Below are 23,808 nucleotides of genomic sequence, written 5' to 3'. Positions count from 1 at the left end.
CACGAATAATAAAGTGAGGAGGATTTTTATGTACAGTATTTCATTCCAAGAAGATTCACTCTTGCCTAGAGAAAGACTGGTTAAAGAAGGAGTAGAGGCACTGAGCAATCAAGAATTGCTAGCAATTCTACTCAGAACCGGAACGCGTACGGCCAATGTTTTTGAAATTTCCCAGAAAGTCTTAAACAGTTTGACTAGTCTAACTGATTTGAAAAAAATGACCCTGCAGGAATTGCAGAGTCTGTCTGGTATTGGACGGATTAAGGCCATTGAACTACAAGCAGTGATTGAACTGGGACATCGCATTCACAAACATGAAACCCTTGAGATGGAAAGTATTCTCAGTAGTCAAAAGCTAGCCAAGAAAATGCAACAGGAACTTGGCGATAAAAAACAAGAGCACCTAGTGGCGCTCTATCTCAATACTCAAAATCAAATCATTCATCAGCAAACTATTTTTATCGGCTCTGCGACACGCAGCATTGCTGAACCGAGGGAAATCCTTCACTATGCCCTCAAGCATATGGCTACCTCAGTGATTCTCGTTCACAATCATCCATCTGGTGCAGTATCTCCTAGTCGAAACGACGACCATGTCACTAAACTAGTCAAGGAAGCCTGCGAACTGATGGGAATTGTTTTCTTGGACCATCTGATTGTCTCGCACTCGGATTACTTTAGTTACCGTGAAAAGACGGATTTGATTTAAGATTGCACATGATCTTACTCAATCACTTTTAAAACATAGGAATCTACTTCAGCCATATTGATAACAGGAAGAGGTTTTATCGTGGGTACAAGTAAATTTTCTTGAACGATAAAGTTGACAATCGAATTGAAATCTTCGATTTTATAATATCTTTTTTTATGAATGAGAATATCTCTGTAAAAGTAAAGACTTGAATGAAATTTACTTTTTAGTTTAGCATCTGCCTTTTTACAAAATAGTTTTGCCTTTTTAGACATTTCTTTCAGCTGTTTTTCTTTTTCTTTTTGAGATAGTTTATCGAAATTCTCTTTATTCTTAGAAAAAGATTGGTAACTTTCCGCTGTTAAAAGTCTATAGAGATTAGAAAGATGAAAGCAAACCGTTATTTCTTTTTCATTGTTTGATAAGAAAAGATTAGCTTCCTTTTCCTTATAAGATATGAAAACATTAGCTTCTATATCTCTCAAAATCTCATGAGTAGAAGGTATTTTAATTTCATTCATGATTTAATAACCTATTTATAAGTCCTAGAGTTCGTTAACAACATAGTCAAACAATGTTTTATCTTTGGGGCGATTTTCAAATAAAAATTCAGGGTGCCATTGAACACCAAGATAAGGGAAACCGTCCGTAGTTGTCACAGCTTCAATGATTCCATCTTTAGGATCATGTGCTACAACCTTAAGATTAGGAGCTAAATCTTTAATGCTCTGGTGGTGGAAGGAGTTGATATGAGAGATTTCTCCATAGATTTCTCGAAGAATAGTATCAGGTTCTGTTACGAGGCGTTGTGTTGTGTATTCGGCTGAACAGTCCTGCCAATGATCCTCGATATCTTGGTGAAGCGTGCCTCCCATAGCGACATTGAAAAGTTGAGTACCCCGACAAACAGAGAAAATTGGTTTCTTTTGCTTAATCGCTTCTTTGATAAGTGCTAGTTCAAAAATATCTCTTTGAAGGTGGTAGTCATCACTATCAATAGCCTTTGGTTCACCATAGTATTTTGGATCAACATTTTGCCCACCCGTTAGGATGAGCTTATCAATGATACTGATGTAATAGGCAGCCATTTCTTGATCACCAATCGGTAGGATGATTGGAATTCCGCCAGCGTCTTTGACTCCTTCAACAAAGCCCTTTGCTGCATAGCTCATCATGATGTCATCATCTGGATGAGCTTTTTCATTTCCTGTAATCCCAATAACTGGTTTTTTCATAAATGCTTTCGCTTTCTAATCCTCTTTACGCATAAAATAGAGGAGGGTTTGGAGTTCGCTTGTCAAATCGACATACTGAACGACCACATCTTTTGGGAGGTGAAGGTGAACAGGGGAAAAGCTGAGAATACCTTTTATACCTGCATCAACCAAAAGATTGGCAACTTCTTGTGATTGAACACTTGGAACTGTTAGGATAGCAGTTTTGACATCTGCTTCTTTGATTTTTTCTTTAATCTGCGAGATACCATAGATTGGAATTCCATCAGGTGTCTGGCTTCCAACTTCTGGATGGTCATCTAGGTCAAAGCCCATGATAATTTTCATCTTGTTACGCTCGTGGAAGCGGTAGTGGAGTAGGGCATGTCCCATATTTCCGATTCCAACCAACATAACATTTGTAATTGAGTTATCATTTAGGAGATCAGCAAAAAAATTCATCAATTTTTTGACATCGTAACCAAAACCACGACGACCTAGTTCACCAAAATAGGAAAAATCCCGACGAACGGTCGCAGAATCGATACCGATAGCCTCTGCAATTTGCTTGGAGTTGGCACGTTCGATTTTTTCTGCATGAAATCTCTTGAAAATTCGATAGTAAAGAGAGAGTCTTTTTGCTGTTGCTTTTGGAATAGCAGACTGTTTATCTTTCACAAAATCACAACCTTTCTATTCTTCTATTTTATAGAAACATTGTGAAAAAATCAACAAAAATAAGAAAAAACTAAGAAATTTCTTAGTTTTTATCTGAAAAATGAGCTTGTGATAGAAAACGGTAAAGATCGCCAACCAATCCTTGATAAATCACCTTATCATTCAGCGTTAAGGAGCTGAATAGCAGAGTATCAGGTAGGGTCACACAGCCTGATAGAGATAACATGAGCTCTTCGTAATCCTTATATTCAAGTGTACGTTCTACGTGATAGTTATCTTGATAGGTAAGCCGATACATAGTCAATTATCTTTCTTCTTTAATGAAGATACCGCGTTCTACTAAACTGTCCATGAGGAAGTAGAATTTTTCCTGATGAATGTGGTGGTCTTCTGATTTAAAGATATTGACCAAACGAAGGCCAGACTTGTCAGTGATGTTGAGTTTAGCACCTGTAAGGTCTTTATTGATGATGATTTTTAGTTTGAAGCCTTCACCACTGTTAGGTACTTTTTCAAGTAGACGAGTCAGTTCGTAGTTTCCAACCTTTGTTTCAAAGAAAGTATTATCTTTCAGTGTGAATTTTTTGACAGTTGGGCTAAGTGTATAGTCGTAGCGGCAGTTTTGTAGTTTAATGGTTTTTTCGAATGCCATTAGATTAATCTCCAATAATGTTTTTTAAGGTTTGTGCGAGTTGTATCAGTTCTTCCTCAGTGTTAAGAGGAGAGAGACTGATACGGACAGATTCTTTCAAACGATGTGAATCTGGTCCATAAAATGCTTCAAGCACATGACTGGTTTGCACAATACCAGCAGTACAAGCTGAACCGGTAGAAATTGAAATTCCTTCAAGATCTAACCGAAGTAAAAGTAAATCATTTTTCTGACCAGGAAAGCCAATGTTGACAACATAAGGAAGTTGGTGGTTACTTTCATTGAGATAGTAGTCGAGACCTGCAATTTCTTCTAAAAAAGTAGTTTTGAGTGCGCTTAGTTTTTGGTAATGCTCAACTTGGTCATATAAATCCTCTTTTAGAGCAGCTACCATGCCTACAATGGCAGCGAGATTTTCTGTTCCAGCCCGTTTCTTTTGTTCTTGGTCTCCACCGTGAAGGTAGGAATCAAAGTCTCCAGTCGATGCATAAAGAAAGCCGACTCCTTTTGGTCCATGGAATTTGTGGGCAGAAGCGCTGAGGAAATCAATACCTAATTCCTCGGGATGGATAGGAATTTTCCCGATAGCTTGAACAGCGTCTACATGATAAGCAGCAGGATGGTCTTTTAAAATATGTCCAATTCCAGCAATAGGCAAGAGACTCCCTGTTTCATTATTAGCATACATGGTAGAAACGAGGATGGTATCGTCACGTAAAGCTTCTTGAATCTGTTGGGCAGTGATTTCTTGATTTACTGGTTGGATAATTGTCGCTTCAAAGCCAAAATGTTGAACCAGATAATCAACGGTCTCAAGGACAGAATGGTGTTCGATAGCTGTCGTGATGATATGTTTGCCACGTTCTTGATGACGGAGACAATAGCCGATAATGGCTGTGTTGTTACTTTCTGTACCACCAGACGTGAAAAAGATATGTTGAGGTTTGGTTCCAAGTAAGTGAGCCAAGTCCTGACGAGCTTGACGGAGAAGTTTACCAGCATGACGACCATGACTGTGAATACTTGAAGGATTACCATGGGTTTCTTGCATAACCTTGGTCATTTCTGCGATAGCTACAGCTGACATAGGTGTAGTTGCAGCATTGTCCAAATAAATCAAAGAATCACCTTATTTCTTTTTGTTGTAGGCAAAGAGTGGGCTGACTGGTTTTCTTTCATGAATACGGATGATAGCATCACCGAGCAATTCGCTAGCAGTAATGTAACATACATTTTTAGGAGTTCTTTCTTTTGTTGCTACAGAGTCTGTTACAAGGATTTCTTTAATGTTAGTTGCGTCTAGAAGTTCAGCAGCACCTTCTACAAAGAGGCCGTGACTAGAAACCGCATAGATTTCAGTTGCCCCTTCGCGTTCAACGATTTTTGCTGCTTCAGAGAAAGTACGACCAGTGTTTAGGATATCGTCAATCAGGATGGCTTTCTTACCTTCAACATCCCCAATGATATAGCCCTCACTTCGTTCCGAGTCATCTTGAGCATAGTCTATGATAGCGATTGGAGCATCCAAGTATTCAGCTAAGCTACGAGCACGTTTAACACCAGAGTTTTTTGGACTAACCACAACGACATCAGAACCAAGAAGACCTTTGTCACAGTAGTGTTTAGCAAATAGAGGAATTGTATAAAGATTGTCCACTGGAATGTCGAAGAAACCTTGTACCTGTACAGCATGGAGATCGAGAGTTAGAACACGGTCAACCCCAGCTTTTACTAACATATTTGAAACCAATTTAGCTGTCAGTGGTTCACGGGAAGAAGCGATGCGATCCTGACGCGCATAGCCAAAGTAAGGAAGTACGACGTTGATACTATGAGCACTGGCGCGAACACAGGCATCAACCATAATCAATAATTCCATCAAGTGGTTGCTAACTGGGTAGCTTGTTGATTGAATGATATAGACGTCATACCCACGAACACTCTCTTCGATATTGACTTGGATTTCACCATCAGAAAATTGACGTGAAGATAATTTTCCAAGAGGGACACCAACAGTATCAGCAATCTTTTGAGCGATTTCTGGGTTAGAGTTTAGGGTGAAAAGTTTCATGTTGTTTCTATCTGACATTATAGACCGTCCTCTGTAAACTTTGTGAATCTTCTTTGGAAAAGTTTCTTTTTCTTAATGAAGATTCTATTATTTTTATCTTTTCTATTTTACCAAAAAAAGGAGATTATTTCAGCTTTTTTTCATGTTTTTAATGAATCGAATTAATTTTGATGGAGCCTTCTGGTAAGTTATGTGATTTTCATCTAAAAATTGCTGAAAATCGACTTTTCCTTGTTCAAAATCTCTGACTTCAAGTTCCAGTTCATAGTCGGTTTGACCAAAGTAATGGCTTTGATCTAAGGCCATCAAACCGATATCGGTTTCCATTTCGTAACGAATCGTTTCAAGACAACCTAGAATAAGCCAGTTATGGCTTTCAATACCAATCTCAGTAAGTTTCTCCAGAACAATCCCTTGAGGTAGGATCTGTTTTTCTAAATAATATTCAGCTTCTGGAAGAGTCATTTTTTGATTGTATTCCATATTTCCAATAGTTTGAGGAACTTTCAAGGTTAATTCAGCGCAATCTGAAAGGGCGCGAATGCGCATGGCAACTTTTTTTTCGCGCAACTGGAAATCAGGCGTGTCAATGTAGTAGTTTTTTTGGTGAACAGGAGCTATATGGGCAAACTGTTTTTTTAAATGATTGTAGTCATCTTTTTTCAGTAGTGTTTTCAGTTCAATTTCTAATTGTTTCATTTTTCTAACCTTTTCTTTATCTTTGAAAGCGGATTTATGGTATAATGTACAATGTATTTATTGTATAAGATTGTAGTGAAAAAATCAAAAATTTTTAACAGCACAATCTCATACTAAAAGGGAGAAAATATGACCATAGAATGGGAAGAATTTTTAGATCCTTACATTCAAGCTGTTGGTGAATTGAAGATTAAACTTCGTGGGATTCGCAAACAGTACCGTAAGCAAAACAAGCATTCTCCGATTGAGTTTGTAACTGGCCGGGTAAAACCGATTGATAGTATCAAAGAAAAAATGGCTCGTCGAGGATTTACTTATGCAACTCTGGAAAATGACTTGCAAGATATCGCAGGGCTACGTGTCATGGTTCAGTTTGTTGATGACGTGGAAGAAGTTGTTGCAATTCTACGTAAACGTCACGATATGAGAGTCGTTCAGGAACGAGATTATATCAACCATCGTAAGGCGTCGGGTTATCGTTCTTATCATGTTGTTGTCGAATATACTGTAGATACGATAAATGGGGCTAAGACCATTCTCGCCGAGATTCAAATACGGACTTTGGCTATGAACTTTTGGGCTACTATTGAGCATTCGCTCAATTATAAGTACCAGGGGGACTTTCCAGAGGAAATAAAAGAAAGATTGGAAATCACTGCCAAAATTGCTCATCAACTAGATGAAGAAATGGGCAAGATTCGAGATGACATTCAGGAAGCTCAGGCACTCTTTGATCCTTTGAGTAGAAAACTAAACGATGGTGTAGGAAATAGTGACGATACAGATGAAGAATACAGGTAAGCGAGTTGACCTCATAGCTAATAGAAAGCCGCAGAGTCAGAAAGTTTTACATAAACTGAGGGAAAAACTCAAAAAACAGCATTTTATAATTAATGATACAAATCCCGATATCGTTATTTCGATTGGTGGAGATGGGATGCTTTTGTCTGCTTTTCACAAGTACGAGAATCAGTTAGACAAGGTTCGATTTGTAGGTGTACATACAGGACACTTGGGATTTTACACGGATTACCGTGACTTTGAGTTGGACCAGTTGGTTACCAATCTCCAACTGGATTCTGGAGCCAAGGTTTCTTATCCAGTCCTGAATGTCAAAGTGACACTTGAAAACGGAGAAGTGAAAATCTTCCGCGCTCTAAATGAAGCGAGTATCCGTCGGTCAGACCGCACCATGGTTGCAGATATCATCATTAACCACGTTCCATTCGAGCGCTTTCGTGGAGATGGTGTGACTGTCTCAACGCCTACTGGGAGCACTGCCTATAACAAATCCTTGGGAGGAGCGGTTTTGCACCCTACTATTGAAGCCTTGCAGTTGACGGAGATAGCGAGTCTTAACAACCGAGTCTATCGCACTCTGGGATCATCGATCATTATTCCCAAAAAAGATAAGATTGAGCTCTTGCCGACACGCAATGATTACCACACGATATCTGTTGACAATAGTACCTATTCTTTCCGAAATATAGAACGGATTGAGTACCAAATCGACCATCACAAGATTCACTTTGTAGCAACACCAAGTCACACTAGTTTCTGGAATCGTGTCAAAGATGCCTTCATCGGCGAGGTGGACGAATGAGGTTCGAATTTATCGCAGATGAACATGTCAAGGTCAAAACCTTTCTGAAGAAACACGAGGTTTCTAAAGGACTGTTGGCTAAGATAAAGTTTCGAGGTGGGGCTATCCTAGTCAATGATCAACCTCAGAATGCGACTTATCTCTTAGATATTGGAGATAGGGTTACCATTGATATTCCAGCAGAGGAAGGCTTTGAAACCCTTGAAGCCATTGACCGTCCTTTAGATATCCTGTTTGAGGATGACCACTTTTTGGTTTTGAATAAACCTTATGGAGTAGCTTCCATCCCCAGTGTCAATCATTCCAATACCATTGCGAATTTTATCAAAGGCTACTATGTTAAGCAGGAATACGAAAACCAGCAGGTTCATATCGTGACCAGACTGGATCGGGATACATCTGGTTTGATGCTCTTTGCCAAGCACGGTTATGCTCATGCAAGATTAGACAAGCAACTGCAACGAAAGTCTATCGAAAAACGTTACTTTGCCTTGGTTAAGGGCAATGGGGATTTGGAACCAGAAGGGGAGATTATTGCCCCGATTGCGCGTGATGTGAACTCCATTATCACGAGAAGGGTTGCCAAGGGTGGAAAATACGCCCATACATCTTACAAAGTTGTAGCGTCTTATGGAGATATTCACCTGATCGATATTCGATTGCATACTGGGCGAACCCATCAGATTAGAGTGCATTTTTCTCATATCGGTTTTCCCTTGTTGGGAGACGATCTCTATGGAGGCAGCCTAGACGATGGGATTCAACGACAGGCCTTGCATTGCCATTTCTTATCATTTTATCATCCCTTCTTGGAGCGTCAGCTAGAGCTGGAAAGCCCCTTGCCAGATGATTTTAACAATCTTATTACTCAGTTATCAACTAATACTCTTTAAAATCTATTTTGAGTATAATTTAATTTCTTAAAGGAGAAAACTCATGGAAGTTTTTGAAAATCTCAAAGCCAACCTAGTTGGCAAAAATGCTCGTATTGTTCTCCCTGAAGGGGAAGAACCTCGTATTCTTCAGGCAACCAAACGCTTGGTAAAAGAATCAGAAGTAATTCCTGTTTTGCTCGGAAACCCTGAAAAAATTAAAATTTATCTTGAAATCGAAGGGATCATAGATGGTTATGAAGTGATTGATCCCCAACATTATCCTCAATTTGAAGAAATGGTTGCTGCCTTGGTAGAGCGTCGTAAGGGCAAAATGACTGAAGAAGAAGCGCGCAAAGTTTTGGTTGATGATGTCAACTACTTTGGTGTGATGCTAGTCTACTTGGGCTTGGTTGACGGTATGGTATCTGGTGCAATTCACTCAACTGCTTCAACAGTTCGCCCAGCCCTACAAATCATTAAAACTCGTCCAAACGTAACTCGTACTTCAGGTGCTTTCCTCATGGTTCGTGGTACGGAACGTTACCTATTTGGAGACTGTGCCATTAACATCAATCCAGATGCAGAAGCTTTGGCTGAAATTGCGATCAATTCAGCAATCACAGCTAAAATGTTTGGTATTGAACCTAAAATTGCTATGCTAAGCTATTCTACTAAAGGTTCAGGTTTTGGTGAAAGTGTTGATAAGGTAGTGGAAGCTACAAAAATTGCTCACGACTTGCGTCCCGACCTTGAGATTGATGGTGAGTTGCAATTTGACGCTGCCTTTGTTCCTGAAACTGCAGCTCTTAAAGCTCCAGGAAGTAATGTAGCTGGTCAAGCAAATGTCTTTGTCTTCCCAGGTATCGAAGCAGGAAATATTGGGTACAAGATGGCAGAACGTCTCGGTGGTTTTGCGGCTGTCGGACCTGTTTTGCAAGGATTGAACAAACCAGTTAACGACCTTTCTCGTGGATGTAATGCAGATGATGTGTACAAGTTGACCCTTATCACAGCAGCTCAAGCAGTTCATCAATAAGATTTAGTCCTCTTTCCCATGGGAAGAGGCTTTTTAGTACTGAGAAAAGGACAGTTAGAAGCTTCTATGTTATACTAGATATATGTTAGATTTGAAAGAATACGGTATCGTCATGTGGCCAGAGGAGAAGATCATTTCTTTTCGTGAAAAACTCCTCAATTGGTATGATGAAAACAAGCGAGATTTACCTTGGAGGAGAAGTAAAAATCCTTATCACATCTGGGTATCTGAAATCATGCTCCAGCAGACTAGAGTGGATACAGTTATTCCATACTACGAACGATTCTTGGACTGGTTTCCAACAGTTGAAAGTCTGGCCAATGCCCCTGAAGATCGTTTGTTGAAGGCTTGGGAGGGATTGGGCTATTATTCTCGAGTGCGCAATATGCAGGCTGCAGCCCAGCAGATTATGACTGACTTTGGGGGGCAATTTCCAAATACCTATGAAGGAATTTCTAGTTTAAAAGGGATTGGCCCTTACACTGCGGGAGCTATTTCCAGTATCGCTTTTAATTTGCCTGAGCCAGCGGTTGATGGCAATGTCATGCGGGTTTTGGCACGCTTGTTTGAGGTTGATCATGATATCGGAGTTCCCAGCAATCGCAAAATTTTTCAGGCAATGATGGAAATCTTGATTGACCCGAAACGACCAGGTGACTTTAACCAAGCTCTGATGGATTTAGGTTCTGATATAGAGTCTCCGGTTAACCCTCGACCAGAAGAAAGCCCTGTTAAGGACTTTAGCGCAGCCTATCAGAACGGAACTATGGATGTATATCCGATTAAAGAACCCAAGAAAAAACCTCTCCCAATTTATCTCAAGGCCTTAGTTGTACGCAATGACCGTGGTCAATATCTACTTGAAAAAAATGAAAGCGAGAAACTGTTAGCCGGTTTTTGGCATTTCCCCTTGATCGAAGTTGATGATTTCTCAATCTTTGACGATCAGTTAGATCTCTTTTCTCAAGTCAAAGAGGAAAGCAGAGAATTTGGACCAAGCCCTCAAGAAAACTTTGAGCAGGATTATGATTTAGAAGTGAATTGGTCCCATCAAGTATTTGACCAGGTCAAGCATGTATTTAGCCATCGGAAATGGCACATTAAAATCCTAGCTGGTCAGGTGACAGAAACAAAACAGTTTTCGGACAGAGAAATTCGTTGGGTTTCTCCTCAGGAGTTTTCTGACTATCCACTTGCGAAACCTCAGCAAAAAATTTGGCAGGCTTATAAAACAACTTTTGAAGATAAAGGCCTACAGTAGCCATTTGTGCCTTCTTTGCATTTTTTTGTTATAATAGATAGAGAAAAGGTGATAAAATGAAAAAAATATTAATTGTAGATGATGAGAAACCAATCTCAGATATTATTAAGTTTAATATGGCCAAGGAAGGTTATGAAGTCGTTACAGCCTTCAATGGTCGTGAGGCAATCGAGCTATTTGAAGCTGAGCAACCGGATATTATTATCCTCGACTTGATGCTACCTGAAATAGATGGTTTAGAAGTTGCTAAAGCTATTCGTAAGACTAGTAGCGTGCCGATTATCATGCTATCAGCTAAGGATAGCGAATTTGACAAGGTTATTGGTTTAGAGTTAGGTGCAGATGATTATGTTACAAAACCTTTCTCAAACCGTGAGTTGCAGGCTCGTGTTAAGGCCCTGCTTCGTCGTACAGACCTAGTTTCTGTGGATAGCCAAGAGTCTGATGAGAAGAAATCCCAGCCACTTCAGATTGGCGATTTGGAAATTGTCCCAGACGCTTACGTGGCTAAGAAATATGGTGAGGAATTAGATTTAACCCACCGTGAGTTTGAGCTCTTATATCACTTGGCTTCCCATATTGGACAAGTGATTACGCGTGAACACTTGCTTGAGACTGTTTGGGGTTATGATTATTTTGGTGATGTTCGTACAGTGGATGTGACCATTAGACGCTTGCGTGAGAAAATCGAAGATACTCCAAGTCGTCCAGAGTACATTCTCACACGTCGTGGTGTTGGATACTATATGAGAAATAATGATTGAAGATATTAGACAAACTATTCTGACCAGCGATTTTATCTTTATTCTGATTTTACTTGGCTTTATCCTGGTGGTGACCTTGCTGTTACTGGAAAATCGTCGGGATAATATCCGTCTAAAGGAGATAAATCAAAAGGTTAAGGACTTGATTGCAGGTGATTATTCTCAAGTTTTGGACTTGCAAGGAAGTACAGAAATCACCAATATCACCAATAATCTGAACGATTTGTCAGAAGTTATTCGTTTGACCCAAGAAAATCTGGAACAAGAGAGTAAACGATTGAACAGTATTCTTTCTTACATGACAGATGGCGTTCTTGCGACTAATCGCCGTGGTCAGATTATTATGATCAACGACATGGCCAAGAAACAGCTCGGTGTGCAGAAAGAAGATGTCCTTAACAAAAGCATTTTAGAATTGCTTAAGATAGAAGATGAGTATGAGCTGCGTGATCTAATTACACAGATTCCTGAGTTGACGATTGACTCCCAAGATGTGAATGGTGAATACCTGAGTCTTCGTGTACGTTTCGCTCTGGTACGCCGTGAGTCTGGATTCATCTCGGGTTTGGTTGCTGTTTTACATGATACGACCGAGCAGGAGAAGGAAGAACGCGAACGGAGACTCTTTGTTTCGAACGTGAGTCACGAGTTGCGAACTCCTTTGACCAGTGTTAAATCTTATCTTGAAGCCTTGGACGAGGGAGCCTTGTATGATCCTGTAGCCCCTGATTTTATCAAGGTTTCGCTAGATGAAACCAACCGTATGATGCGGATGGTGACAGATCTCTTGCATCTCTCTCGTATTGATAATGCGACTACTCAGTTGGATGTGGAGTTGATTAATTTTACGGCCTTCATCACCTTTATCCTTAATCGTTTTGACAAGATGAGAGCACAGGATCAAGAGAAAAAATATGAACTGGTTCGAGATTACCCAATCAATTCAGTTTGGATCGAGATTGATACCGATAAGATGACTCAGGTGATAGATAATATTCTTAACAATGCCATCAAGTACTCGCCAGATGGTGGGAAGATCACTGTCAGCATGAAAACTACTGATGACCAGATGATTTTATCCATCAAAGACCAAGGTCTAGGTATTCCAAAGCAAGATTTGCCAAAAATTTTTGACCGTTTCTACCGTGTGGATCGTGCAAGAAGCCGGGCTCAAGGTGGAACTGGTCTAGGTCTGGCGATCGCAAAAGAAATCATCAAACAACACAATGGTTTTATATGGGCCAAAAGTGAATACGGTAAGGGATCGACCTTTACCATAGTGCTCCCTTATGATAAGGATGCCGTAAAAGAAGAAATATGGGAGGACGAAATAGAAGACTAGAATGAGTGAAAAAGGCTTTAAATACAGTATTTTAGCATCAGGCTCCAGTGGAAATTCCTTTTATCTGGAAACCCCAAAAAAGAAAATCCTAGTGGATGCAGGTTTGTCTGGTAAGAAAATTACAAGTCTGCTAGCTGAAATCAATCGCAAACCTGAAGATCTGGATGCGATTTTAATTACGCATGAGCATTCAGACCATATCCATGGGGTCGGTGTCTTGGCTCGCAAATATGGTATGGATCTTTACGCCAATGAAAAGACTTGGCAGGCTATGGAGAATAGTAAGTATCTTGGCAAGGTAGACTCTTCGCAAAAGCATATCTTTGAAATGGGCAAAACCAAAACCTTTGGTGATATCGACATTGAGAGTTTTGGAGTTAGCCATGATGCGGCAGCACCACAGTTTTACCGCTTTATGAAGGATGACAAGAGCTTCGTCATGCTGACCGATACAGGTTATGTTAGTGATCGTATGGCTGGGATTGTCGAAAATGCGGATGGTTACCTCATTGAGTCAAATCATGATGTAGAGATTTTGCGAGCAGGATCTTACGCTTGGCGTCTCAAACAGCGAATTCTATCGGATCTCGGTCACCTTTCTAACGAAGACGGAGCTGAGGCTATGATTCGTGCCATGGGAAATCGAACCAAGAAAATCTACCTTGGTCACTTGTCCAAAGAGAACAATATCAAGGAGCTGGCTCATATGACCATGGTCAATCAGCTAGCTCAAGCCGATTTGGGAGTCGGAGTTGACTTTAAGGTCTACGACACTTCACCAGATACCGCAACACCATTGACAGATATATAAAAAGAAGGCGAGTGCCTTCTTTTGTTATACATAGTTATTATTTTCTAGTCCAAACACCATTTAAAATATGATATAATAAGGTTTATAGTACGAGAAAGGTTGTCTTATGACGATAGATATTAGTGAAGAAAAGTTGGCTATGGAGTCTGCTGACTTATTAAAAATTCTTTTAAATGATCGAACGACCAAGAAGAATATTGTTTGGGCGACGCATTCTTATGAATTGTTAGGAAAGGGATTTGCTCCAATCGATCGTATCACTCCAAGTAGGGTGACGGGAAACTATGCAAACTTGATTCAACCCCGATCAGAAAAGTCTAAGTATGAGCAAAAAGACCGAACCAAGATTAGAGCCGAAGTCTTTACGCCAACTTGGTTGGTTGAAAAGCAAAATGGCTACGTGGAAGCTGAACTTGAATCTCTGGATCTTGAAGATTATATCCAATTACGCTGGCTAGAAATCACCTGTGGTGAAGCACCTTATATGGTTTCTCGCTATGATACAGTGACTGGTGAGGAAATTCCATTATCTGAGCGAGTTGGTTTTCTTGATAGAAAATTGCAACGCATTAGTCGTGAGGTCTCAGATGAAGCCACCTTCTATGAGCTTGTAAAAAAAGCTTATCGATCTTCTTATGGATATGAGTATCAAGGAGATTCTCTGCTTTTGGCGCGTGAAAATCTTTTAGCAACATTTGAGGACTACTATCTTGCAAAGACTGGAAATCAACCGACCTTAGAGCAAAAGAAAGAAATTGCGACTATTATCTCCTACAATGTCTTTCAAATGGATGGATTGAATAAAATCAGTCCTTACTCAGCTACACAAGAGCAATCTCAACAGCTAAGCTTGTTTTCAGATGAGCTAGAAGTCCAAGAAGTAGAAGAATCTAAAACCCAAATCAAAGACTGGAAAAAGAATAAAATGATAGGTTTTGAGAGCCTATCTAGCGAGGAAAGTGAAATGAAATTTGATGTCGTGATAGGAAATCCGCCGTATCAGGAAGAATTACAAGGAACAAGTGATAAACCAATATATCATCATTTCATGGATGAATCTTATAAAATTAGTAGAAAATCAGTATTGATAACACCTGCTAGGTTTTTATTTAAGGCTGGTAAAACACCAAAATCATGGAATGAAAAAATGCTGTTGAATGAACATTTCAAAGTCATGTATTATGTCCAAGATTCTTCGAAAGTTTTTCCTGGTACGGATATTAAAGGTGGAGTGACGATTAGTTACCACGATAATGATAGAGTTTTTGGAGCGATTGAAACATATACCGCTTTTGATGAACTGAATTCAATTTATAAAAAAGTCTATCATAGAAATGATTTCAAATCTTTAAGTGACTATGTTTTTGCACCAGAAAGTTATAAATTAACAGAAGTCCTACACAGTGATTTTCCTAATTTCGTAGACAGGTTAAGTAAGGGTCATAAATTTGATGTGACAACAAATATTTTTGAAAAGTTGCCTGAAATTTTTACGGATGATAAACCAGAATGTGAATCAATTCAGTTAATAGGTAGGATAAATAATGAACGTGTAATAAAATTTGTTCCAAAGAAATACATCAAAGGACCTGGGAATTTGGATAAATATAAGGTGATACTGCCAAAAGCAAATGGCAGTGGGGCGATTGGCGAAGTCCTATCGACCCCACTCGTGGGTACCCCACTCGTGGGTCACACACAGACCTTTATTTCTATTGGTAAATTAGAAACATTGGATGAAGCAGATTCATTATTTAAGTATATAAAATCTAAATTTGCTAGGACTTTGTTAGGTGTACTAAAAATTACACAAGATAATAAAAAAGGAACATGGAAATATGTCCCACTCCAAGACTTTACGGTCAATTCGGACATTGATTGGACACAATCAGTGGCTGATATTGACCTCCAGCTCTATAAAAAATATGACCTTTCTCCTGAAGAAATTGCCTTTATTGAGACTCATGTAAGGGAGATGGATTAGAAAAGTATTTTTATTTGACAAATTATGCTCAGTGATCTATAATAGACACATAGGATTAGGTCAGGAAGCATACGATGCACTGACCCTTTTTTGTTTTATAGGAGATAAGTTTGAAGGAACATAAAACATTTAATCAACAGTTAACAATCTTAAGAAATAGGGGTGTTGTAGTCCCAACAAATGGGAAGCCAAAGAGATTTTTAGAACAAGAAAACTATTACAACGTTATAAACGGTTATAAAGATTTATTTTTAGTAAAGGGCAGCAATAATCAACCTGTTGAACCTGAAATTTATCAAGAAGGAACTCACTTTAACGAACTAAAGGCCTTGTTTTTATTTGATAGAGAACTAAGGATATTGTTATTGAAATATTTATTGATATTCGAAAATTCAATAAAGACTACAGTTGCATATGAATTCTCTAAAAAATACCCTCGTAAGAATGCTTATTTAGATATTGCAAATTTTGTAGACAATGATCCTAAAAAAGTTCTTCAACAAATCTCTATCTTAACAAAGACTATTCATGATAAGGTAGATAGAAGTGGCGCTATCAAACATTATATTGAAGAACACGGAGAAGTACCACTTTGGGTTTTAGTTAATTTTCTTACAATGGGGAACATTGCTAATTTTTACAACATTTTAACGGATAGTACAAAAAATATTATCGCAAAATTTTATACAGATAAATATAGAGCACAGAATAAAGACAATACATTTAGACTATCTAGTGCAGATTTAAGTGCATGTTTAAAAGTGGCTAACTTGGTTAGAAATATCTGTGCACATGATGAACGACTGTACAATGTTAATTTAAGAAATGTTCGAATATCTCAAATAGCAAATCATTTTGGGATAAGGAGATATGATAATAAACGTTTCATAGTGCTCATTCTATTTTTAAAAATTGTACTTGATAAGAAAGATTTTCAAAGATTGTATAAAGCTTTAAGAAATCTGTTCAATCAGTATGCTGATGAATTTAAAACTGTAGTGTTTGAGGATATTTTAAAGACTATGGGAATAGATTTAACAGAAATGGAAAAATTAGCTTAATTTTTTTAAAAAAGGAATACTTATGCCAGTAGAAATTAAAACTTCTAAAGAGATTCATCCTAAAATCTATGCCTACACCACCCCTACGGTAACAAGTAATGAGGGCTGGATTAAGATTGGTTATACAGAGCGTGATGTTACACAACGGATTAAAGAACAAACGCATACTGCTCATATAGATACAGATGTCTTATGGACTGGGGATGCAGCCTATACGGAAGAACCTGATAAGGGAAAGACATTTAAGGATCATGATTTCCACCATTTCCTTTCTTTCCATGATGTGGAACGTCGTCCTAAGACGGAATGGTTTTACTTTAATGGGACACCTGAGAAATCTAAAAATCTTTTTGATAAGTTTGTTCAGCATGATTTGTCTGGTTATCAGCCTGGCCAAGGACAGGACTATACTCTGCGACAAGAGCAAGAAGAAGCAGTTTCTAAGACCTTAACTTATTTCAAGAATCACCTAGGAGATAAGTTCCTCTGGAATGCCAAGCCACGTTTTGGTAAAACCTTATCTACCTATGACCTAGTTCGTCGAATGGATGCCGTCAATGTCCTGATTGTAACAAACAGACCTGCCATTGCCAACTCATGGTACGATGATTTTGAAAAATTCATAGCTGGTCAAACGACTTACAAGTTTGTTTCAGAGTCAGACAGCCTTAAATATCGCCCAACTTTGTCACGTAAAGAATTTGTTAGTATTTTAGATGACGATGTAAGACAGCTAGCTTTTATCAGTCTCCAAGACTTGAAAGGCTCTGCTTATCTTGGTGGAGAGCACAATAAACTCAAATGGGTCACTGATCTACATTGGGATTTGTTGGTTATCGATGAAGCGCACGAAGGAGTTGCTACCTTCAAGACAGACCAAGCCTTTAATAAGATTCGTCGAAACTTTACCTTGCATCTATCAGGAACTCCATTTAAGGCATTAGCCAAGGGAGAATTTACCGAGGAGCAGATCTACAACTGGTCTTATGCGGATGAGCAGGCAGCTAAAACTACTTGGTCGCCTGAGCAAGAAGAGGAGAATCCATATGGGAGCTTGCCTCAGTTAAATCTCTTTACCTATCAAATGTCTCAGATGATTGGTGAGGAGTTAGAAAAAGGTGCTCAACTAGACGGCGAAAATATCGACTATGCTTTTGACTTGAGTGAATTTTTCGCTACAGATGATAAAGGGAAATTTATCTATGAGCAAGATGTCAGAAATTGGTTAGATACTCTATCAAGCAATGAGAAATATCCATTTTCAACCAAAGAACTTCGGAACGAACTCAAGCATACTTTTTGGCTCTTAGAACGTGTAGCCTCAGCAAAAGCCTTAAAAGCACTGCTAGAGGAACATCCCATCTATGAAAACTATGAGATTGTGTTAGCTGCTGGTGACGGGCGTATGTCTGAGGAAGATGATAAGGTTAAACTCAAATCCCTAGACTTGGTTAGAAAAGCGATAGCAGAGAATGACAAAACCATTACCCTATCCGTCGGTCAGTTGACGACAGGTGTGACGATCCCTGAATGGACAGGCGTATTGATGTTATCAAACTTGAAATCACCTGCCATTTATATGCAAGCTGCCTTCCGTGCTCAAAATCCATACTCATGGAGCGATAACAAAGGAAATCACTTCCGCAAAGAAAGAGCCTATGTATTTGACTTTGCGCCAGAAAGAACCCTGATTCTCTTTGATGAGTTTGCAAATAACTTATCACTTGCGACTGCAGGAGGTGGTGGAACTTCCGCAACTCGTGAAGAGAACATCAGAGAACTCTTAAATTTCTTCCCTGTCATAGCAGAAGACCGTGCAGGTAAGATGGTTGAAATTGATGCTAAGGCAGTTCTGACTATACCGCGTCAAATAAAAGCTAGGGAAGTCCTCAAACGTGGCTTTATGTCTAACCTCCTATTTGATAATATCAGCGGTATTTTCCAAGCCAGTCAAACCGTTCTAGACATCTTAAATGAACTACCAGTTGAAAAGGAAGGCAAGTTACAAACACCTTCTGATTTACTAGACTTTTCAGGTGTTAAAGTGGATGATGAGGGCAATGCAGTGGTTGACCATGAAATCGTGGTCAATCAACAAGCACGACTTTTTGGTGAAAAAGTTTATGGGCTTGGTGAGTCTGTTGCTGAGTTAGTCACAAAAGATGAAGAAAGAACTCAAAAACAGCTGGTCAATGACTTGAGTAAGACCGTTTCTTCAGTAATTGTAGAAGAATTGAAGGCTGGATATGATCTGAAAACTCGGGAAACAGACCAGATCAAGAAACAAATTGTAGCAACATTTGAGAACGAAGTTCGAAAAAATGAGATAGAACGTAAAATTTCTGAAGCTCATATCAAGGAAGAGTTGCAACAACAGCTCAAGGAAAAAAATGATAAAGAGCAAAAAGATAAGATTCAAGAAGTTCTTGAAAAACGTTTAGAAGAAAATAATCTCATTCATAAAGAAAAACTAGAACAAACACTCAAAAAAGAAGTGGAAAAAATGCCTGAGAAGTTTATCGAGCAGGTTGAGGTCAAACGTGTTGAACAGTTGAAACAATCTGCTCAAGATGAGATTCGGGACCATCTTCGAGGATTTGCACGAACAATTCCAAGTTTCATCATGGCCTACGGCGATCAATCTCTAACACTTGATAATTTTGACACCTTTGTTCCTGAGCATGTCTTCTTTGAAGTGACTGGTATTACGATTGACCAATTTCGTTATTTGAGAGATGGTGGGCAGGATTTTGCAGGACATCTCTTTGATCGAGCAACATTTGATGAAGCCATCCAGGAATTTCTTCGCAAGAAAGAGGAGTTGGCAGATTATTTTAGAGATCAGAAAGAAGATATTTTCGACTATATTCCACCACAGAAAACCAATCAGATTTTTACTCCTAAACGTGTGGTGAAGAGAATGGTGAATGACCTTGAAAAAGAAAATCCAGGAATCTTTGATGATCCATCTAAGACATTCATTGATTTGTACATGAAGTCAGGCCTTTATATTGCAGAGCTTGTTAAGCGGCTATATAACAGCAATGGTTTACGAGAAGCATTTCCAAGTCCTGAAGAACGCTTAAAACATATCCTAGAAAATCAAGTTTATGGATTTGCACCTTCAGAAATAATCTATAATATTTCCACTAACTTTATCTTTGGAAATCTCTCCCAAGGGATCAGTAGAAAGAACTTTGTTCTAGAAGATACAATCCCTGCAGCTAAAGAAGGGAAAATCCAAGAATTGGTAGATAAATATTTTGAATATAAGTAAAAAAGAAGGCGAGTGCCTTCTTTTTTATATATTTTTACAATCCAGCAAAGTCCTTGATTTCTTGTGCGGACATGGAAGAGTCGCAACGGACATTGATTTGGCCATCTGCAACGTGGACAAATCCTGGCACAGTTGGTATTCCATAACGTGAGCGGAATTCTTGCAATTCATTGAGTTGGCTTGGTTCTTCACTGTTGATGAAGTAGATGTGGGCTTTAGTTTCAGCTACGACACCTGCCAATGTGCCAGCAAATTTACGGCAGTAAGGGCAAGTTTTACGGCCAATAAAGAAGGTTGCTGTTTCTTTATTATCGAGTGCTTCTTGTGCACGCGCAACTGTAGTGACTTCAAGGTCTTTAATGTTTTCTAAAAATTGTTCCATGAGATTACCTCGCTTTCATTGATAAGTCTAGTATGCCATAAAGTTTCTAAAAATGCTTAGATTTGATACGAAAAAAGATGAGATTGGTTGGTCTCATCTTTTATAATTTATTATTTAACAAAAGCATTGATTTCCGCTTCGATGTTAGCAATCTTAGCTTGTGAATCTTCGTTGCTTTCACCCACAACGGCAATGTAGAACTTGATTTTTGGTTCTGTACCTGAAGGGCGAACTGCAATCCATGAACCGTCAGCAAGTGTGTATTTCAAAACATCACTTGGAGGAGTTGTCAAGTTTGTAACAGTACCGTCAGCAGCAGTAGCAGTTTGAGCCTTGAAGTCTTCTACGACAGTGATAGCTGTTGTGTTCCATTCTTTTGGAGCATTGTTACGGAACTTAGCCATAATGGCTTTGATTTGTTCTGCACCATCAACACCAGAAAGGGTAACAGAGATTGTCTTTTCAGCGTAGTAGCCGTATTCTTTGTAGATTTCTTCGATACCATCAGCAAGTGTCAAACCACGTGAACGGTAGTAGGCAGCAAGTTCAGCAACGACAAGAACAGCTTGAATAGCATCTTTATCACGTACGAATGGTTTAATCAAGTAACCGAAGCTTTCTTCAAATCCCATCATGTAAGTGTGATTGTGTTTTTCTTCAAATTCTTGGATTTTTTCAGCGATAAATTTGAAACCTGTCAAAACGTTGAACATGGTTGCGCCGTAGCTTTCAGCAATCTTCGTTACCAAGTCAGTTGATACAATTGATTTGCAAAGGGCTGCATTTTCAGGAAGAGTTCCAGCATTTTTGTGTGCTTCCAAGATGTACTTAGCCATGATAGCACCGATTTGGTTACCTGAAAGGTTGAGGTAGCTTCCATCTTTTTGAAGAACTTCAACACCAACACGGTCAGCGTCAGGGTCAGTTGCAACAAGCACATCTGCACCAACTTGACGACCAAGTTCTTCAGCAAGGGCGAAGGCTGCTTGGCTTTCTGGGTTTGGAGATTTTACAGTTGAGAAGTCTGGGTCTGCAGTTGCTTGTGCTTCAACAACTTGAACAGAGTCAAATCCTGCTTGAGCAAGAGCACGACGAGCCAACATTTCACCCGTACCATGAAGTGGTGTGTAGACAATCTTCATGTCTTTACCGAATTCTTCAATCAAGGTTGGGTTGATGTTTACGTCTTTAACTTCTTTAAGGTATTCTGCATCAACAGCTTCGCCGATAACTTCAATCAAGCCAGAAGCTTTTTCAGCTTCGACATCAGCAACTTCCACAGCGAATGGATTTTCGATAGCACGAATATAAGTAGTCAAAGCGTCTGCATCGTGTGGAGGCATTTGTCCACCGTCTTCTCCGTAAACCTTGTAACCGTTAAATGGAGCAGGGTTATGGCTGGCAGTAATCATGATACCTGCGAAACAGTTGAGGTGACGAACTGCAAATGACAGTTCTGGAGTTGGACGAAGGCTTTCAAATACGTAAGATTTGATACCGTGTTTAGCAAGAACTGCAGCAGATTCAAAGGCAAACTCAGGTGAGAAGTGACGGCTATCGTAGGCAATTGCCACACCACGTTCTTTTTCATTTCCACCTTTTGATTCAATCAAACGAGCCAAACCTTCGGTAGCTTGACGAACAACGTAGATGTTGATGCGGTTTGTACCAGCACCAATCAAACCACGCATACCAGCAGTACCAAATTCAAGATTGGTATAAAAGGCATCTTCCTTTGTTTTTTCGTCCATATTTTCCAAATCTTGACGAAGGTAGTCTGGAAGATCAGCAAAATCGAGCCATTTTTGATAATTTTCTTGGTAAGTCATAGAGTGTCTCCTTTGTTTATTTGCTTTAATCGCTTTCATTATATCACGATTTGACATTTTAGTAAAACGTTAGCATAACTTAAAATGTAGGAAATTTACTTATGCACTTTAGCGGGAAAATGGTGGGTACCATGCTTACTTATACTAAGTTAGGGATGAATATCAATTATCTAATTTTTAAAAATATTAAAAGTTATAGTATTTTTGTGGGATTTTAAATAAAATAAATCGTAAATATTGTTATATTCTATTTATTTTATAAAGAATTCTTTAATGTATCAAATGAAGGTATAGAAAAATTTAATGTAAAACTCTATAAATTTAAGATATTTTGAAAATATCTGGTTTCTGTTTTGAATTTTATAGTGCGTATGGTAAAATATAGTAAATCATTAAAGGAGAATCCATTATGAAAAAAATTCTTAAGCATTCTGCTTTGCTTTTATCAGCTTTAGCACTTGTTGCCTGTGGAGCTCAAAAAAAAGCAAGCGACAATGGTACTGCCTCGAACTCAAACTTTGAAGTTTCTGTAAAAGACGGTATGTTTGTATTGCCTAAAGACGAAGATTCATCTTCAAGCTACCTTGCACTTCAAGTCGAAATCAAGAACAATCGTGATAAACAGTTTAGTTTTACTAGCCAAGATATTACGCTTTATAATGAAAAAGATGAAAAATTACAACCAATTCAAATCCACGAAAGCGACAGTAAAACTAAGTTTATGTCATATGGAGACAGTCTTTCTAAAGGAAAGAGCGTTGCTGGTTATGTAGTGTATGAGGTTGACAAGAATGCTAAGTATGAACTTCACTTCGCGCCTAGCTTTTACGATGACATCAAAGAAAATTCTAAAAAGAATAACGATGTAGCAATCAAGGTGGATCCAAGTCAGTATGAAGACAATATTGATGAAGCGAAAGATGTAATGAAAAAATATGTCGATGCTGTTTACCTTAATGGGGAAAGTTCTGGTGGTGGAACGAACCTAAGTGCTACTGATAATAAGTCACAAGTTGTTGCGCTTGCTGATGATAAAAAATCTTCTGATAATAGTGCTGAATTCACAAACGATGCGAAAGCTGATAAAGAAGAGTTTATCAAGAAATTTACAGAATCGTTCGGAAAAGGCTTCTATAACTACAAACCGTCTGATTCAGAACTTAGAACATTCGCAGATGCCTACATCAAAGCAAATGCTAAGAGAGCAAAAGTTGATTACAAGGTGAAGACATACTTACCAGACTATGCTGTTGTTTATGTTAGACCAGAAACAATCGACTTGGATAACTTGAATGTTTATGAATTGAGCCGTAAATTCTACGAAGAAAACAAAGGTAAATATAGCAACTACTCTGAAGCTATGAAAGCTGGTGAAAAATACATTTTAGAAAATGCACCGAGTCAATTTGATTCAACTCCTCTAGACACTAGTGATAACATGAAGAAAGAGGGTTATGAAATTAAAATGACTAAGAAAGATGGAAAATGGACCATCGATACCTCTTCTAAAAACTATGAATTGAAAGATATGGCTCGCACATTCCGTGGAGGCATTGGATACTAAGATGAAAGGTTCGA

General features: G+C 38.8%; 23 protein-coding genes. 13 read left to right on the top strand and 10 right to left on the bottom strand.

Going from position 1 to position 23,808, the window contains the following annotated elements; genetic code table 11:
• Positions 1-28: 28 nt before the first annotated feature.
• Positions 29-709: a RadC family protein gene (gene radC / locus HMPREF0849_RS05240; RefSeq protein WP_000286947.1), complete on the top strand. Its 681-nt coding sequence runs from the start codon at positions 29-31 to the stop codon at positions 707-709.
• 14 nt (positions 710-723) lie between these two features.
• Here the strand turns inward: radC and HMPREF0849_RS05235 are convergent, their stop codons facing one another.
• From HMPREF0849_RS05235 to HMPREF0849_RS05200, 8 genes are all read right to left on the bottom strand, one after another.
• Positions 724-1,212 carry a hypothetical protein gene (locus tag HMPREF0849_RS05235; protein WP_001002680.1) on the bottom strand — a complete coding sequence of 163 codons (489 nt, stop codon included), beginning with the start codon at positions 1,210-1,212 and terminating at the stop codon, positions 724-726.
• A gap of 24 nt (positions 1,213-1,236) precedes the next feature.
• Positions 1,237-1,926, bottom strand: coding sequence for a gamma-glutamyl-gamma-aminobutyrate hydrolase family protein (locus tag HMPREF0849_RS05230; RefSeq protein WP_000743310.1), 690 nt, complete (start codon positions 1,924-1,926; stop codon positions 1,237-1,239).
• Between the two features lie 15 nt (positions 1,927-1,941).
• Positions 1,942-2,583 (bottom strand): redox-sensing transcriptional repressor Rex, encoded by a 642-nt coding sequence (locus tag HMPREF0849_RS05225; RefSeq protein ID WP_000653412.1) that lies wholly within the window; start codon positions 2,581-2,583, stop codon positions 1,942-1,944.
• A gap of 82 nt (positions 2,584-2,665) precedes the next feature.
• Positions 2,666-2,881 (bottom strand): DUF4649 family protein, encoded by a 216-nt coding sequence (locus HMPREF0849_RS05220; RefSeq protein WP_000286092.1) that lies wholly within the window; start codon positions 2,879-2,881, stop codon positions 2,666-2,668.
• Between the two features lie 6 nt (positions 2,882-2,887).
• On the bottom strand, positions 2,888-3,235 hold the full coding sequence (locus HMPREF0849_RS05215; protein ID WP_000863525.1) for a DUF1831 domain-containing protein: 348 nt from the start codon (positions 3,233-3,235) through the stop codon (positions 2,888-2,890).
• A gap of 4 nt (positions 3,236-3,239) precedes the next feature.
• The gene (locus HMPREF0849_RS05210) at positions 3,240-4,355 is read right to left on the bottom strand and encodes a cysteine desulfurase family protein (protein ID WP_000639642.1); all 1,116 of its coding nucleotides are present in this window, start codon (positions 4,353-4,355) and stop codon (positions 3,240-3,242) included.
• Positions 4,356-4,364: 9 nt separating this feature from the next.
• On the bottom strand, positions 4,365-5,324 hold the full coding sequence (locus HMPREF0849_RS05205) for a ribose-phosphate diphosphokinase (RefSeq protein ID WP_001283848.1): 960 nt from the start codon (positions 5,322-5,324) through the stop codon (positions 4,365-4,367).
• 111 nt (positions 5,325-5,435) lie between these two features.
• Positions 5,436-6,005, bottom strand: coding sequence for a CYTH domain-containing protein (locus HMPREF0849_RS05200; protein ID WP_000811124.1), 570 nt, complete (start codon positions 6,003-6,005; stop codon positions 5,436-5,438).
• A gap of 129 nt (positions 6,006-6,134) precedes the next feature.
• Here HMPREF0849_RS05200 and HMPREF0849_RS05195 point away from each other — a divergent pair, with 129 nt between their 5' ends.
• From HMPREF0849_RS05195 to HMPREF0849_RS05145, 11 genes are all read left to right on the top strand, one after another.
• A complete protein-coding gene (locus HMPREF0849_RS05195) occupies positions 6,135-6,806 on the top strand; it encodes a GTP pyrophosphokinase (RefSeq protein ID WP_000151549.1) in 672 nt (223 codons plus the stop codon).
• The gene (locus HMPREF0849_RS05190; protein WP_009013623.1) at positions 6,790-7,608 is read left to right on the top strand and encodes an NAD kinase; all 819 of its coding nucleotides are present in this window, start codon (positions 6,790-6,792) and stop codon (positions 7,606-7,608) included. Before HMPREF0849_RS05195 ends, HMPREF0849_RS05190 begins: the two co-directional genes overlap by 17 nt.
• A complete protein-coding gene (locus tag HMPREF0849_RS05185; RefSeq protein ID WP_001209989.1) occupies positions 7,605-8,501 on the top strand; it encodes an RluA family pseudouridine synthase in 897 nt (298 codons plus the stop codon). The genes HMPREF0849_RS05190 and HMPREF0849_RS05185 overlap by 4 nt, the downstream gene beginning before the upstream one ends.
• A gap of 43 nt (positions 8,502-8,544) precedes the next feature.
• Positions 8,545-9,519 carry a phosphate acetyltransferase gene (gene pta / locus HMPREF0849_RS05180; RefSeq protein WP_000451559.1) on the top strand — a complete coding sequence of 325 codons (975 nt, stop codon included), beginning with the start codon at positions 8,545-8,547 and terminating at the stop codon, positions 9,517-9,519.
• An 82-nt stretch (positions 9,520-9,601) separates the two neighbouring features.
• Positions 9,602-10,780 carry an A/G-specific adenine glycosylase gene (gene mutY, locus HMPREF0849_RS05175; protein ID WP_000886132.1) on the top strand — a complete coding sequence of 393 codons (1,179 nt, stop codon included), beginning with the start codon at positions 9,602-9,604 and terminating at the stop codon, positions 10,778-10,780.
• Positions 10,781-10,836: 56 nt separating this feature from the next.
• Positions 10,837-11,544, top strand: coding sequence for a response regulator YycF (yycF, locus tag HMPREF0849_RS05170; protein WP_000722057.1), 708 nt, complete (start codon positions 10,837-10,839; stop codon positions 11,542-11,544).
• Positions 11,537-12,886, top strand: coding sequence for a cell wall metabolism sensor histidine kinase VicK (vicK, locus tag HMPREF0849_RS05165; RefSeq protein ID WP_000568718.1), 1,350 nt, complete (start codon positions 11,537-11,539; stop codon positions 12,884-12,886). The genes yycF and vicK overlap by 8 nt, the downstream gene beginning before the upstream one ends.
• Before the next feature lies 1 nt (position 12,887).
• Positions 12,888-13,697, top strand: a complete 810-nt coding sequence (locus HMPREF0849_RS05160) for an MBL fold metallo-hydrolase (protein ID WP_001290607.1) — start codon at positions 12,888-12,890, stop codon at positions 13,695-13,697.
• A gap of 106 nt (positions 13,698-13,803) precedes the next feature.
• Positions 13,804-15,681 carry an Eco57I restriction-modification methylase domain-containing protein gene (locus tag HMPREF0849_RS05155; protein WP_000150978.1) on the top strand — a complete coding sequence of 626 codons (1,878 nt, stop codon included), beginning with the start codon at positions 13,804-13,806 and terminating at the stop codon, positions 15,679-15,681.
• Positions 15,682-15,791: 110 nt separating this feature from the next.
• Positions 15,792-16,742: an Abi family protein gene (locus HMPREF0849_RS05150; RefSeq protein WP_000658134.1), complete on the top strand. Its 951-nt coding sequence runs from the start codon at positions 15,792-15,794 to the stop codon at positions 16,740-16,742.
• A gap of 22 nt (positions 16,743-16,764) precedes the next feature.
• Complete coding sequence (locus HMPREF0849_RS05145) at positions 16,765-20,019, top strand: DEAD/DEAH box helicase family protein (protein ID WP_001143836.1); 3,255 nt, start codon at positions 16,765-16,767, stop codon at positions 20,017-20,019.
• A 34-nt stretch (positions 20,020-20,053) separates the two neighbouring features.
• On the opposite strand, the gene HMPREF0849_RS05140 is transcribed toward HMPREF0849_RS05145, so the two are convergent.
• Both HMPREF0849_RS05140 and HMPREF0849_RS05135 read right to left on the bottom strand, forming a co-directional pair.
• The gene (locus HMPREF0849_RS05140) at positions 20,054-20,401 is read right to left on the bottom strand and encodes a thiol reductase thioredoxin (protein ID WP_000434662.1); all 348 of its coding nucleotides are present in this window, start codon (positions 20,399-20,401) and stop codon (positions 20,054-20,056) included.
• Between the two features lie 110 nt (positions 20,402-20,511).
• Positions 20,512-22,230, bottom strand: a complete 1,719-nt coding sequence (locus tag HMPREF0849_RS05135; RefSeq protein ID WP_000222123.1) for a phospho-sugar mutase — start codon at positions 22,228-22,230, stop codon at positions 20,512-20,514.
• A 409-nt stretch (positions 22,231-22,639) separates the two neighbouring features.
• Here HMPREF0849_RS05135 and HMPREF0849_RS05130 point away from each other — a divergent pair, with 409 nt between their 5' ends.
• Positions 22,640-23,794, top strand: a complete 1,155-nt coding sequence (locus tag HMPREF0849_RS05130) for a DUF4352 domain-containing protein (RefSeq protein WP_000722095.1) — start codon at positions 22,640-22,642, stop codon at positions 23,792-23,794.
• Positions 23,795-23,808 lie beyond the last annotated feature (14 nt).

The organism is Streptococcus sp. C300, from assembly GCF_000187645.1.
GTDB classification, from domain to species: Bacteria; Bacillota; Bacilli; order Lactobacillales; family Streptococcaceae; genus Streptococcus; species Streptococcus oralis_CQ.
This window is presented reverse-complemented; position numbering and strand designations above follow the sequence as displayed.

Excerpts from the sequence above, each read along its gene's own strand:
- radC (WP_000286947.1), top strand. The coding sequence starts at position 29 with ATGTACAGTATTTCATTCCAAGAAGATTCACTCTTGCCTAGAGAAAGA.
- HMPREF0849_RS05205 (WP_001283848.1), bottom strand. The coding sequence starts at position 5,324 with ATGTCAGATAGAAACAACATGAAACTTTTCACCCTAAACTCTAACCCA.
- HMPREF0849_RS05140 (WP_000434662.1), bottom strand. The coding sequence starts at position 20,401 with ATGGAACAATTTTTAGAAAACATTAAAGACCTTGAAGTCACTACAGTT.
- yycF (WP_000722057.1), top strand. The coding sequence starts at position 10,837 with ATGAAAAAAATATTAATTGTAGATGATGAGAAACCAATCTCAGATATT.
- HMPREF0849_RS05220 (WP_000286092.1), bottom strand. The coding sequence starts at position 2,881 with ATGTATCGGCTTACCTATCAAGATAACTATCACGTAGAACGTACACTT.
- vicK (WP_000568718.1), top strand. The coding sequence starts at position 11,537 with ATGATTGAAGATATTAGACAAACTATTCTGACCAGCGATTTTATCTTT.
- mutY (WP_000886132.1), top strand. The coding sequence starts at position 9,602 with ATGTTAGATTTGAAAGAATACGGTATCGTCATGTGGCCAGAGGAGAAG.
- HMPREF0849_RS05145 (WP_001143836.1), top strand. The coding sequence starts at position 16,765 with ATGCCAGTAGAAATTAAAACTTCTAAAGAGATTCATCCTAAAATCTAT.
- HMPREF0849_RS05195 (WP_000151549.1), top strand. The coding sequence starts at position 6,135 with ATGACCATAGAATGGGAAGAATTTTTAGATCCTTACATTCAAGCTGTT.
- HMPREF0849_RS05185 (WP_001209989.1), top strand. The coding sequence starts at position 7,605 with ATGAGGTTCGAATTTATCGCAGATGAACATGTCAAGGTCAAAACCTTT.
- HMPREF0849_RS05235 (WP_001002680.1), bottom strand. The coding sequence starts at position 1,212 with ATGAATGAAATTAAAATACCTTCTACTCATGAGATTTTGAGAGATATA.
- HMPREF0849_RS05230 (WP_000743310.1), bottom strand. The coding sequence starts at position 1,926 with ATGAAAAAACCAGTTATTGGGATTACAGGAAATGAAAAAGCTCATCCA.
- HMPREF0849_RS05135 (WP_000222123.1), bottom strand. The coding sequence starts at position 22,230 with ATGACTTACCAAGAAAATTATCAAAAATGGCTCGATTTTGCTGATCTT.
- HMPREF0849_RS05130 (WP_000722095.1), top strand. The coding sequence starts at position 22,640 with ATGAAAAAAATTCTTAAGCATTCTGCTTTGCTTTTATCAGCTTTAGCA.
- HMPREF0849_RS05160 (WP_001290607.1), top strand. The coding sequence starts at position 12,888 with ATGAGTGAAAAAGGCTTTAAATACAGTATTTTAGCATCAGGCTCCAGT.
- HMPREF0849_RS05200 (WP_000811124.1), bottom strand. The coding sequence starts at position 6,005 with ATGAAACAATTAGAAATTGAACTGAAAACACTACTGAAAAAAGATGAC.
- HMPREF0849_RS05215 (WP_000863525.1), bottom strand. The coding sequence starts at position 3,235 with ATGGCATTCGAAAAAACCATTAAACTACAAAACTGCCGCTACGACTAT.
- HMPREF0849_RS05190 (WP_009013623.1), top strand. The coding sequence starts at position 6,790 with ATGAAGAATACAGGTAAGCGAGTTGACCTCATAGCTAATAGAAAGCCG.
- pta (WP_000451559.1), top strand. The coding sequence starts at position 8,545 with ATGGAAGTTTTTGAAAATCTCAAAGCCAACCTAGTTGGCAAAAATGCT.
- HMPREF0849_RS05155 (WP_000150978.1), top strand. The coding sequence starts at position 13,804 with ATGACGATAGATATTAGTGAAGAAAAGTTGGCTATGGAGTCTGCTGAC.